The sequence below is a fragment of the Saccharopolyspora shandongensis genome (assembly GCF_900106995.1).
Classification (GTDB): Bacteria; Actinomycetota; Actinomycetes; order Mycobacteriales; family Pseudonocardiaceae; genus Saccharopolyspora; species Saccharopolyspora shandongensis.
This window is the reverse complement of the sequence record NZ_FNOK01000105.1, coordinates 1-12537: the sequence shown is the minus strand read 5'-3', so window position 1 is coordinate 12537 and position 12537 is coordinate 1. Positions and strand designations below refer to the sequence as shown.

At 66.4% G+C, this 12537-nt stretch carries 11 protein-coding genes; all 11 read left to right on the top strand.

What is annotated here, in order from left to right; translation table 11 throughout:
* Positions 1-657: IS21-like element helper ATPase IstB (istB, locus tag BLW84_RS45105; protein WP_093267681.1), on the top strand; the 657-nt coding region annotated here is incomplete at its 5' end.
* 75 nt (positions 658-732) lie between these two features.
* A complete protein-coding gene (locus BLW84_RS50620) occupies positions 733-1125 on the top strand; it encodes a transposase (protein WP_093278783.1) in 393 nt (130 codons plus the stop codon).
* A gap of 182 nt (positions 1126-1307) precedes the next feature.
* Positions 1308-2732 carry a family 2B encapsulin nanocompartment shell protein gene (locus BLW84_RS45095; RefSeq protein WP_245761832.1) on the top strand — a complete coding sequence of 475 codons (1425 nt, stop codon included), beginning with the start codon at positions 1308-1310 and terminating at the stop codon, positions 2730-2732.
* A gap of 69 nt (positions 2733-2801) precedes the next feature.
* The gene (locus tag BLW84_RS45090; protein ID WP_093278780.1) at positions 2802-4205 is read left to right on the top strand and encodes a family 2B encapsulin nanocompartment shell protein; all 1404 of its coding nucleotides are present in this window, start codon (positions 2802-2804) and stop codon (positions 4203-4205) included.
* Positions 4206-4285: 80 nt separating this feature from the next.
* On the top strand, positions 4286-5338 hold the full coding sequence (locus tag BLW84_RS45085) for a polyprenyl synthetase family protein (protein WP_093278785.1): 1053 nt from the start codon (positions 4286-4288) through the stop codon (positions 5336-5338).
* Between the two features lie 22 nt (positions 5339-5360).
* Positions 5361-6668 (top strand): family 2 encapsulin nanocompartment cargo protein terpene cyclase, encoded by a 1308-nt coding sequence (locus tag BLW84_RS45080; RefSeq protein WP_177227067.1) that lies wholly within the window; start codon positions 5361-5363, stop codon positions 6666-6668.
* Positions 6665-7522 carry a geranyl diphosphate 2-C-methyltransferase gene (locus BLW84_RS45075; protein WP_093278779.1) on the top strand — a complete coding sequence of 286 codons (858 nt, stop codon included), beginning with the start codon at positions 6665-6667 and terminating at the stop codon, positions 7520-7522. The genes BLW84_RS45080 and BLW84_RS45075 overlap by 4 nt, the downstream gene beginning before the upstream one ends.
* 342 nt (positions 7523-7864) lie before the next feature.
* Positions 7865-8077: a hypothetical protein gene (locus BLW84_RS45070; RefSeq protein WP_093278777.1), complete on the top strand. Its 213-nt coding sequence runs from the start codon at positions 7865-7867 to the stop codon at positions 8075-8077.
* Positions 8078-8306: 229 nt separating this feature from the next.
* Positions 8307-9320, top strand: coding sequence for an isoaspartyl peptidase/L-asparaginase family protein (locus BLW84_RS45065; RefSeq protein WP_093278776.1), 1014 nt, complete (start codon positions 8307-8309; stop codon positions 9318-9320).
* A 587-nt stretch (positions 9321-9907) separates the two neighbouring features.
* Positions 9908-11707, top strand: coding sequence for a toll/interleukin-1 receptor domain-containing protein (locus BLW84_RS45060; protein WP_177227066.1), 1800 nt, complete (start codon positions 9908-9910; stop codon positions 11705-11707).
* A 272-nt stretch (positions 11708-11979) separates the two neighbouring features.
* Entirely contained in the window at positions 11980-12399 is a 420-nt protein-coding gene (locus BLW84_RS45055; protein WP_093278773.1) for a site-specific integrase, read from the top strand.
* Positions 12400-12537: the final 138 nt, after the last annotated feature.

Sequence of the window (12537 nt, the reverse complement as noted above, 5' to 3'; positions counted from 1 at the left end):
TTCCTGGCCGCTTGCCTGCAACGCGAGGTCGCCGCTCGCGAGTCCCACGGCGGTGAGGGACGTATCCGCACCGCCCGGTTCCCGAGCAGGAAGTCCTTGGAGGAGTTCGATTTCGACCACCAGCGTTCCCTGAAACGCGACACGATCACGCATCTCGGGACACTGGATTTCATTGCAGGAAAAGAAAACGTAGTGTTCCTCGGGCCTCCCGGCACCGGCAAGATCCACCTGTCGATCGGGCTGGGCATCCGCGCCTGCCAGGCCGGACACCGGGTCTCCTTCGCCACCGCAGCTCAATGGGTCGCCCGCCTTGCCGAGGCAAGCCACGCCGGCCGACTCCAACAGGAACTGGTCAAACTCGGCCGGATCCCGCTGCTGATCATCGACGAGGTCGGCTACATCCCCTTCGAAGCCGAGGCCGCGAACTTGTTCTTCCAACTGGTCTCTTCCCGCTACGAGAGAGCCAGCCTGATCGTCACCAGCAACAAGCCGTTCGGCCGCTGGGGCGAGGTCTTCGGTGACGACGTCGTCGCCGCAGCCATGATCGACCGCCTCGTCCACCACGCCGAAGTCATCTCACTGAAAGGAGACAGCTACCGACTCAAAGACCGAGAAGACCTCGGTCGCGTCCCCACAGCCACCAAGACCAACGACTAAACATCAACAACCAAGGGGGTGGGTCCGTTTTCAGCCGCCGCAGCCGGATCCACATTCGGCCGCCGTTGACAGCGTCTGGCTGAACAGTTGGGTGTGCATCCCGAGGCGTTGCAGAACTGGATCCGTCAGGACGAAGCCGATCGTGGCCAGCGGGATGACCGGCCGACCACCAGCGAGGCCGAAGAGCCTCGCCGGTTGCGGAAGGAAAACGCGGAACTTAAGCGTGTCAACGAAATCCTCAAGGAGGCAAGCGTGCCCTGGACGCGGAACAAGCTGAGCAGGCGACCGACACGCCCTCCACCCAGCACACCCACCGAAGATCAACAGGTCGAGGTTTCTGGCCGGGCAACAGACCGCAGAACGTTGACTGGATGCCGCCACCCCGGCGTCGAATTCCGAGGATTTTTCGCCGGAGTACCTCATCGTATTAGAATCGATTTTACCGTGGAGTTACTGAGCGTCACCTAGTTGGCGGATACTTCTGCTTCGACTGGCGGCATGTGGTCCTGAGCAATTAGCGTCATCCTTGACAGTGCGATCAGATTCAAGTGCAAAACCGATAGCTTCCAGTGGCCGTGCGCGGCTGTCTGGTTGTTGCGTTCCATTTCTCGCTCACTCTTTTACCCGTTCTATTCATGGTGGTGTTCTTCGTGACTATTGCCGATTCAACGGGGTCTCCTGCGGGAGCCGAAACCACGGAGCAGCAGCAACTGAGCCTGAGCACGGCGGCTGCGCGCAACCTAGCGACGACCACCAAGTCCGTGCCGCAGATGCAGGCGATCTCGTCGCGCTGGCTGCTGCGCCTGCTTCCGTGGGAGCAGGCTGCGGGTGGCACCTACCGGGTCAACCAGCGGCTGACCTACAACGCGGGCGACGGCCGGGTGACCTTCACCAACGTCGGGACCGCTATCCGCGTCATCCCCGCGGAACTCGCCGAGCTGCCCCTGTTCCGCGGCTTCAACGACCACGACGCGCTCGCCGCGCTGGCGAACCGGTACGAACAGCGCGAGTACGAGCCTGGCGACGTGATCGCGGAGTTCGGCAACCCGTCCGATTCGTCGTTCCTCATCGCCCACGGCAAGGTCAACAAGATCGGCCCCGGCGAGTACGGGGATCAGACCGTGCTCGATGTGCTCGCCAGCGGCGATCACTTCGGCGACGAGGCGCTGGCCAGCCGGACGGACATCTGGGAGTACACCATCAAGGCGGTCACCCCGACCACCGTGCTGGTCCTGCGGCAGCAGGCGTTCGACGAGGTCCTCGGCCAGTCCGAGGCGATCCGCGAGCAGCTGGCGAAGTTCCAGGCCACCAGGGACAAGGCGCAGAACGAGCACGGCGAGGCCGCCATCGACCTGACCTCCGGACACGACGGGGAGCCCGACATCCCGGGCACCTTCGTCGATTACGAGACGCAGCCGCGGGAGTACGAGCTCAGCGTCGCCCAGACCGTGCTGCGGGTGCACACCCGCGTCGCGGATCTCTACAACCAGCCGATGGACCAGGTCGAGCAGCAGCTCCGACTCACCATCGAGGCGCTGCGGGAACGCCAAGAGCACGAGTTGGTCAACAACCCGGAGATCGGCCTGCTGCACAACGCCGACCTACGGCAGCGCGCCCACACCCGCAGCGGTCCGCCCACCCCCGACGACCTGGACGACCTGCTCTCGCTGGTGTGGAAGGAACCCACCTTCTTCCTGGCCCACCCCCGGGCGATCGGAGCGTTCGGCAGGGAGTGCAACAAGCGGGGCCTCTACCCGGACAGCGTGGACGTCAACGGGCACAAGGTTCCCGCCTGGCGCGGCGTGCCCATCTTCCCTTGCAACAAGATCCCGATCAGCGGGAATCAGACCACGAGCATCATGCTGATGCGGGCGGGCAAGGAGAAGCAGGGTGTAATCGGGCTGCACCAAACTGGCATTCCCGACGAATACCAGCCGGGCCTTTCCGTGCGCTTCATGAACATCAGCGAAAAGGCGATTATTTCCTACCTCGTCAGCGCCTATTACTCGGTCGCGGTTCTCACCCCCGACGCATTGGCCGTTCTCGATCACGTTGAACTCGGTCGGGAAAACTAGGTCGACGGCGCAATTAACCGATTGTGCCCCTGGGGCGGTCGGCTCGGTAATTCTCGGAGGTCTCAAGTCATGACGGGTGTGCTGGAGCCGGACGCGGCGGCCGATGAGCCGAGGCAGCTGAGTCTCAGCAGGGCGGCCGCGCGCAACCTGGCGACCACCACGAAGTCGACGCCGCAGATGCAGGGGATCACTCCGCGGTGGCTGTTGCGGCGGCTGCCGTGGGAGGAGGTCACCGCAGGGGCCTACCGGGTCAATCGCCGATTGAGCTACCCCGTCGGCGACGGGTTGGTCGGCATCACCACGGAAGGGCAGCGTGCGCGGGTCATCCCGCAGGAGCTGTGCGAACTGCCGCTGCTGCGTGGATTCGCCGACGAGGCCGCGTTGACCGAGCTGGCGAACCAGTTCGGTCAACGTGAACTCGGGCCGGGCGAAGTGATCGCCGGAGCCGGGCAGGCGGCCGACCGGGTCGTGGTCATCGCACACGGCAAGGTCAACAAGGTCCGCAGCGGCGAGTACGACGACGATGTCGTGATCGATGTGCTGGCCGACGGCGAGTTCTTCGGTGCCGGAGCGCTCGCCGGTCGGCAAGGACACTGGGAGTTCACCTACCGGACGATCACGGCATGCACCGTGCTGGAGCTGCCGCGCGCCGCGATCGACCGGATCGAGGAGGCCTACGGTTCCCTGCGGGACCACGTCCAAGCCCGCGCGGCGGCTCCCAAACCCGCCACCAACAAGCGCGGCGAAGCCCTGATCGAGATGTCCTCCGGACACCACAGCGAGATCGTGCTGCCGGCGACCTTCGTCGACTACGAGCTCCAGCCGCGGGAGTACGAGCTCAGCGTCGCCCAGACCGTGCTGCGGGTGCACACCCGCGTGGCCGATCTCTACAACGCCCCGATGGACCAGACCGAGCAGCAGCTCAGGTTGACCGTTGAGGCCCTCCGCGAGCGGCAGGAGCACGAGGTGATCAACAACCCCGAGTTCGGCTTGCTGCACAACGTCGTTCCGCAGCAGCGGGTGCAGACCCGGTCCGGGCCGCCCACGCCGGACGACATGGACGCCCTGCTCGGCCGCCGCCGGAAGTCCCGGCTGTTCCTGGCCCACCCGCGCGCCATTGCCGCGTTCGGCCGCGAGTGCAACCGGCGCGGCGTCTACCCGAACACCACTGAGATCGACGGCAGCCCGGTCATGACCTGGCGAAACGTTCCGATCTTCCCCTGCAACAAGATTCCGGTCAGCGAGCACGGCACGACCTCGATCCTGTGCATGCGCACCGGCCTCGACGACGAGGGCGTGATCGGACTGCACCAGCCGGGGATCCCGGACGAGTACGAGCCGAGCCTGAACGTGCGGTTCATGGGGATCACCGAGAAGGCCATTGTGTGCTGCTTGGTGAGCGTCTACTTCTCCGTGGCGGTCCTCGTCCCCGATGCGCTGGGCGTGCTCGAATCGGTCCAAATCGGACGGTGAAGGGAGTGGATCGCGATGTGACCGAAGGATTCTCTCGGCGCAGCCACCCCGAAACCGCAGTGAACGGAGCAGAACTCACCTTGGCTACCACCGACGCGCAAGCCGGCACGAGGAGCGCCGACGAGGTGTTGTCCGACTGCCGCCTCCTGGTCGAGCCCGCGCTGCGCGCCGCCGTAGAGCTGCTACCCGCTTCGACGCGCCGCATCGCCGGGTACCACCTCGGGTGGTGGGACCGCGAAGGCAACACCGGCGGCGCGGCCTCGAGCGGCAAGGCGATCCGCTCCGCGCTGATCTTGCTGACCGCGCAAGCGACCCGCGCGGCCGCTGATGCCCTACCGGCTGCTCTGCCGGCAGCGGTGGCGGTGGAGCTGGTCCACAACTCCTCGCTGCTGCACGACGACGTGATCGACAACGACGCCACCCGGCGCCACCGCCCGACGGCGTGGACCGTCTTCGGGGTCGGCGACGCGATCCTCACCGGCAACGCGTTGCAGATGCTGGCCTGCGACGTGCTGTCCAAGGGCGATTCCCAGGCCGTGCTGCCAGCACTGCGGATACTCGGCGACGCCGTCCAAAATCTCCTCGACGGGCAATGCGCCGACCTGGACCTCGAGCGACGGTCCGATATAGACCTCGATGCCTGCGCGGCGATGGCACGCGGCAAGACCGGAGTCCTCATGGGGTGCGCCACCGCCCTCGGCTGCCTGATGGCCGGGGGCGGAGCCGAACAGGTCGAACACTTCCGGCAGTTCGGCGAGCACGTCGGGCTCGCGTTTCAGCACACCGACGACCTGCTCGGGATCTGGGGAGCACCGGAGGTCACCGGCAAGCCGGTTTACTCCGACCTGCGGAACCGCAAAAAATCCCTTCCGGTGGTATACGCCCTGACCTCCGACACCCCCGCGGGCCACGAACTCGCCGCGCTCTTCCAGCGCGGCAACCCCGAGACCCACCGCGATCTCGTCCGCGCGGCGGCTCTCGTAGCGGAGACGGGTGGGCGCCGCTGGAGCCAAGTCCAGGCCGATGCCGAGCTGACAAGCGCGCTGCGCCAACTGAAATCCGCCGCACCGCAAAAGACGGCCGAATCAGAGCTGATCGCGCTGGCCAGGCTCGTCGTGCACCGCGATCACTGAAAGCAGGAAAGAGGAAGCACAGATGTCCGGTACCGGCGAACGGACCACCAGCGACCCCAGCGGGTTGGCGATGTCCTTGCTGACCAGCATGGCGGGAGCGCCGCCCGTCGACCTATCTCGTTTGCTCACCGACGACGGGCGCGGCGAGCCCGCGCGGCTCGCAAGCGTGCGCCGGTTCGCCACGGGGCCGGGCACCGCCGCGTTGCGGTTCCCCCACCTGCCCGCCGATGCCCCCGTCCCATCCCCACGGTCGGCACCCACCGGCCTCGGCACGCCGACACCGCGAACCGGCGGCGACCGAGCCGAGGACGACTGCATGCCCGAGCTGTTCTGCCCCGGCCCGATGCGGGATGATCCCGCGCTCGGCCAGGAGGTCGACGACCGGCTGGTCGAGTGGGCGGAGCAGGTCGGGATCTACCCGGGGCGGCTGGACAAGCTCGCCAAGTACGGCTTCGGGCGGCTGATCACGCTCGCGCACCCAGGCACCGACGACCCCGACCGCCTGCTGGCAGCGGCCAAGTGCGTCGTCGCGGAGTGGGCCACCGATGACTACTTCATCGACGAGGTCGAGCTGGGTGCCGACCCGAAGATCGTCGGTTCCCGGTTGGCCAAGCTGCACGCCGTGGTCGACCCGGCCCCACTCGCCGCGCAGTACGCGCCGCAGCTCGACGAGTACCGAACTCAGGAACCGCTCGCGACTGCCTTCCGCACCGCGATGGAACACCTCGCCCGCTACGCCTCGGTGCCCCAAATGGCGCGGTTCCAGCACCAGATGTCGATCCTCTTCGTGGCGTGGAACCAGGAGGCGGACTGGCACGCCAACGGACGCACTCCACCAGTTTGGGAATACCTGGTGCAACGCCACCTCAACAGCTACCTGCCGCCGATGATCCTGGTCGACGCGGTCGCGGGCTACGAGCTGTCACCGACGGAGTTCTACCACCCACGGGTCCGGCACGCGTTCACCATGGCCGGGGACGCCAACGTGCTGCTCAACGACCTGCACTCGGCGGACTTCGAGTCGGAGAACGACTTCAACCTACCGCGGGTGATCGCACGCGAGGAGAACTGCTCATACCGGGAAGCGCTCAAGCGCACGGTCGAGATCCACAACGAGCTGATGCACGCGTTCGTGGCCGAGGCAGCCGCGCTTTCCGCCGTCGGTTCCCCGGCACTCCGCCGGTTCTTCCTCGACACCTGGGCCTGGCTCGGCGGCAGCCGGGAATGGCATGCCACCACGGGTCGCTACCAGCGCGGCGACGTGACGGAACTGTCCACTTCGAACTGGCTCCGCTGCCCAGATCGCACAACCCGAAGGGAACACCAATGACCGCCGTCTCGACCACGAAGCCGGTTCTGCGCACCAACTACCAGAAGTCCGTCGCTGAGTACTGGAACCGGGAGCGAGACCCGGTGAACCTGCGGCTGGGCGACATCGACGGCATCTACCACCACCACTACGGGATCGGTCACTACGACCCCGGCGTTCTGGAGCTGCCGGAAAGCACCCGGGACGAGGCGATCATCAACGAGATGCACAGACTGGAGACCGCCCAGGCGGACTTCCTGCTCGACCACCTCGGCAACATCGCCGCGTCCGACCGCCTGCTGGACGCCGGATCCGGGCGCGGCGGCACCAGCGTCATGGCCCATAAGCGCTTCGGCTGCCAGGTGGACGGCGTGACGATCTCGGAAGCCCAGGTCGAGTTCGCCAACAACCAGGCCGCACACCTCGGAGTCGCCGAGAGCGTGCGGTTCCAGTTCCGCAACATGCTCGACACCGGCTTCGGCACAGCCTCCCGGCGAGGCATCTGGACCAACGAAACCACCATGTACGTCGACCTGTTCGAGCTGTTCGCCGAGTTCTCCCGCCTGCTCGAATACGGCGGCCGCTACGTGTGCATCACCGGTTGCTCCAACGACGTGACCGGCCTGCGCTCCAAGGCTGTCAGTCGCATCGACGAGCACTACACCTGCAACATCCACCCGCGCAGCGAGTACTTCAAGGCGATGGCCGCGAACAACCTGATCCCCATCAACGTCATCGACCTAACCGCCCAAACCATCCCGTACTGGGAACTCCGGGCGAAGGCATCGGTGGCAACGGGCATCGAAGACCCCTTCCTCACCGCCTACCGGGAGGGCAGCTTCCACTACCTCCTGATCGCTGCCGACCGAGTCTGACCCGGAGCTCGCCCAACCGCACGCGGTGCCACGGTCCTCGAGATACGCGTCGAGGGCCGTGGCCCGAGAGGGGTTCGTGCAGGTGCCGCCTCGCGCGATACCAGCCGCTTCAGCGGGACTGTCAGCGACCGCTGTGCAGGTCCCCGAAGATGACGTCCTGCCGCTCCTCGACAAGTGGCTGACCAGACTGTTCGGCGGCGGCCGGTGGTCCGCGTCCAGCCGCAGCAATTCGGAGTGCACCCAGGCGCACAGGTGCCAGATGGCGCCGATGATGGATCGGGTGGCGCCGTCGGTGTCGTCTGTCCGATCACGTGCGCGACGCTGCGCGGGTCGAGTGCGGCGATGCTGGGGTTTCGCGTGCAGCGCGGGCTGTTGACCCTGGTGATCAACCACGGCTTGGGCCTGGCGTGGAACATCGCCGATCGAGTGGCGGTGATGTACCGCGGCGAGATCGTCGACCTCGGCGCCGTCGAAGAGGTCTTGCTCGACCCGCGGCACGACTACACCAGAACCCTCTTCGTCGCGGTCCCCTCCGTCGAACGCCGCGTCGCCTAGGCGTACTCGAATCGCAGCGGAAGATCGCTCGGCGACTCCGTAAGCGCCGTCTCCGTGGCTCCGTCTGTGCGCACGTTGAGTGTTCCCGCGGAACCGGGTGTAACACATTTTGTAATTACGCGAGGCTGTGGCTGCGGCATTCGGTTGGTGTCGGGTGCGGTGATCTTGTCCGACGGGTCGTGATCTGTTCGAGTAGCTGGCGACAGGACGCGACCGAGGAGGAGTCACGATGCGACGGCGTGTTTGGACTGTGGTGAGCAGTGTTCTTGCAGTTCCGGTGCTGGTGCTCGGGGCGGTGAGCGCTAGCACTGGTTGGGCTGAATCCGGGGCGGCGGCCGACGACGTCAGCTTGGCCGTCCACTGTGGAACAGACGCGCTGGATCGAACCACGACGCCACCCGAGGTCGGAGCCGAGTACGAGCGCATGTTCCAGGAGGCGCTGCGCGCCGGTTACGCTGTGCTGCACCGCAACGGCAGCGCGGTCGATGCCGTACAGGCCGCGGTCGTCGTGCTGGAGGATAACCCGCTCTGCAACGCCGGACGCGGCGCGGTGTTCAACGAGAACGCCGAACACCAGCTGGACTCGGCCATCATGGACGGACGGACCCTCGACGTCGGCGCGGTGGCCGCCGTCGAGAACGTCAAGAACCCGGTGAAGGCCGCCCGGCTGGTGATGGACCAAACCCCGCACGTGCTGCTCGTCGGCGAGGGCGCGGACGACTTCGCCGCGGCCAAGGGCCTGGAAACCGCGACCCAGGACTACTACTGGACGCAGCGGCGCTGGGATTCGCTGATGGCGGCGAAGAGGGACGCCGCGAGCATCAAGGCCGAGGAGCACGGCACGGTCGGCGCCGTCGCGGTCGACCGCCGCGGCCAACTTGCGGCCGCGACCTCGACCGGCGGGCTCACCAACAAGATGGTCGGACGGGTCGGTGACTCCCCGATCGCGGGCGCGGGGACCTATGCGGACAGCAAGTTCGTCGCGGTGTCGGGCACCGGCAAGGGCGAGGCGTTCATCCGGGCCAACGCCGCCCGGGAGGTGGCGGTGCAGATGGAGCACCGCGGCCTGGACGTGGCCGCGGCGGCGCAGGCCGCGATCGACCGGGTCGTGCGGGTCGAGGGCGACGGCGGCCTCATCGCCCTCGACCCGCGCGGCGAGTTCGCCGCGCCCAGCACCGATTCCGTGAAATACGCCTGGATCACGAAATCCGGCGACGTGCAGACCCGGTTCTACCGCAACTGATTCGAACCAGGGCCGTCGATGACGGCCGGGTGTCCCGGGCGACACGGGTGGCGTCGGCAACGGCAAAGGTGTCTCGGGCGTCGTATCTAGCGCTGCCGGGGTAAAGGTCAGCGGTGCGGTGTGTGGCCAGGCTAGGCAGGTGAGCGACCTGGTGCCGGCAGGTTCGGGTACGGCGTCCTGATCGTTGCGGGCTGGTCGACCATGGGCAGCATTGACCTGTCTTCGGCGAGTATGTCGGCCCATGCCTTGCCGCTTGGGCGTGCCGATTGGCAGGCGCAGGTCATGCAGGCTCATTCCAGGGCAGGCCAGGACTACAGAGTGGTGTCGTTTTGCCTGGTGCCCACGTCGAGAAGCACGCCGTGCGTGCTGTTCATCCGCCGAGACCTCGTGGCGGGCTGTGGTCAGCGCAGGATGTTGACGACGATGAAGCCGCCGACCAACCCAATGAAACTGAGTAGTAGGGGCTGGCACCGAACGGTGCCAGCCCCTACTACCCCGAGGGGCTTAACCGCGGCCACTGCCCGGGACGGGCCTAAGGTGCCGATGCGTCGTGGACGTGGCGGTGCAAGATGCGCAACACTGCCACGGTGCCCCAGGACTCGAGGGTTTTCGTCTCTTACGCCTCGCACGACCGAGCCGACGCTCTTGTGCTTCGCAACCTGCTCGCTGGGCACGGATGCGAGGTCTGGCTCGACGTCTTCGACATCAATCCCGCAGGGCGGCTGCATACCGAACTTGTCGACGCGCTTCACCGGTCCGATCTGATCTGCGTGCTGCTGTCCCCGTCGTCGGTTGCCTCGAAGTGGGTGCGGTTCGAACTGGATGAGGCGATCGCGGGTGGGCAGCGGCTGTTACCGATCATCCTTCGTCCGTGCGACCTTCCTGACCAGCTCGACGGACTGGCGTGTATCGACGCGGAGGACGGCATCGATACCGAGCACGTGGGCCTGCAGATCCTCCGGGCGCTCCTCGGCAACGAGGTCGCATCCGGCCGGGAAATCGACGAAGCCCTCCGCCGGATGCTCGCCGAGCGTGAGCAGGTGCTCGCTGCGTCGGAGGCGATGCGGGACATCGCCGAGCAGCTCAGGCGGGTCTGTACAGAGCCGATCCGGGAGGTCGGCATCGCGCTGAATCCGGGGGCGATCCCGGCGTCACAAACACTGGAGATCCGGTTTCTCGTGGAGCAGGGCAACCTCTTCACCCCGCCGGTGTCCTTCTTCTTCGCGCACTTTCGGGAGGACGCTGCGACCTGGCCGGTCGAGTTTGCGTTCGAGCAGCCTTCGCGTCGTGACTTCCGTACCGGCCAGGCCAAGGTTGACGGGAAGATGCGCTGGATGGAACGGGTCGCGCCGCTCAGCCAGGCGATTATGGCGCCGGCCTTCGCGGGTGACCCCGCCCAGTTTCACTTCGAGCTCGACGGGGCCGACTGGACGCCCGGAGGACTCAATCTGCGCCGGAACTTTGAGCTGCCGTCCCTGGCCGAGCTGGCGGGGAACCGGGCGTGCTTCCAGGTCATCCTGCACGATCAGACGCGACGTGCCAGCGTGTTGGTCGATTCGGAGAAGACCGACCTAGACATCGAGGTCACGGCGACACTACCCGGCGAGGCTCGTCATCAGCACGTGCATCTGCGGCTGTTCAAGACCGGCCATGACGCGCTGGAGCGGCTGCTGCTCGGCTCTGGCTACTTGTCAATGCGCGAGAGCCCGGTGGAGCGCGAGGTTCTGCTCGGGCACTACCCACCTCTTCGCGGACGCCCGAGACATGGCGAGGAAGAGCGTGGCGCACGTGAAGGACGTCTCCGTGCAGGGGCGGTACACGACGAGGCCGACCTTCGCGATGCCGCCCGGGTCGCGCTGCTCGACGCCAAGATTCTCCGCAACCGCGGAGACTTTGCGGCTACGGACACGGAGTTGTCCAAGGCCATCGACCGCATCCTCCCGTTCGTGCGCAACGGCGAGGAGCCGGACACCGATGACGTCGAGCTGGTCTGCGAGGCATACTTCGGCAAGGCCGAGCTCATGGCGACCACTCGGCGGTACGACCAAGCGCAGATCTGGGGCGAGCGGGTCATAGAGGTCCGCAGGCGTCAGGCGGAGAGGCGCCCGTACGACTCGGCCAATCACAGCCGGCTTGCTTTCATGCTGGGGCTGCACGCGGAGGAAAAGCTGAATTCGGGCGACCCTGCCGCCGCGGCCCCACTGCTGGTGGAGATGGCCGGCCATGCGCGGCAGGCATTCGCGGTGACGCGAGATCTGCGCGACGCGCGCGAGCTCGTGGAAATACTCAGACACGCGATAGCGCTGGCGGAGCGCGCGGCGATCGCCGGCCTGCCGATCGCCGAGTGGACAGCTGAGATCGAGCGCTTGCGCGTCGACGGGCCCTGAACGGCGTCAGCCGTGCTTGGGCACGTGTGCTTGCGGAAGATGGCCTCCTCGGCGGCAGCGATGAAGTCGGCCCATTCCGCTTGGTGGCGTCATCGGATCTCCAGGTACTGCCACGGTATACCTGCAACCGCCGAACTCACGTTTCTGTGCCGATACAGCCGTTGGCGGCAGGCGTTGGAGCATGTCCGTCGAGGCTGTCCGCCGACGTAGTTCCACCACGCCGGCCTAGTCTCATCGCATCCGGGGGCAGCGCATTGACGTGCAGCAATCCGGTGCGGGAGGTCAGCCCGATCGAGGGCCGTCCGCGGAAGGTCCGCACGCTCACCACGGACGAGAGGAGTCGGCTGTTCGTGGTCATGGACAGGTTTGTCGTCGAGAGCTGCTACTACAGCGGGTCGGATCTCCCGGACCTGGTCCGATTCCTCCTCGGGACCGGCTGCTGCATCGGCGAAGCCGTGGCGGTGCGGTGGAAGGATGTCAATCTCACCGACAAGCCCGTGGTCGTTGATGGCACGGAAATCCCGCCACGCTCGGTCTGGATCAACGGCAACATCGTCAGCGTCAAGAGCAAGGGTTTGGTCCGGCACGGCGGCAAGACGTACTGTTGGCGGGTGGCTTGTCGCTGCAGAGCGGCGGTGACCCGGGATGAGAGTCGGATCCAGTCGAGGCTGGTTTGGTTTTGGGTGTGGTAACACGGGTGTCGTGTTGTTCACATTGGACAGTGTCTGGCGGACGTACAGCACCGGGTCGTCGAGGTGGACGTCGTTCCAGTGCAGGGCGAGGGCTTCGCCTTCGCCCTGCCGGTGCCGATGAGGACTTCGCCGCTGCTC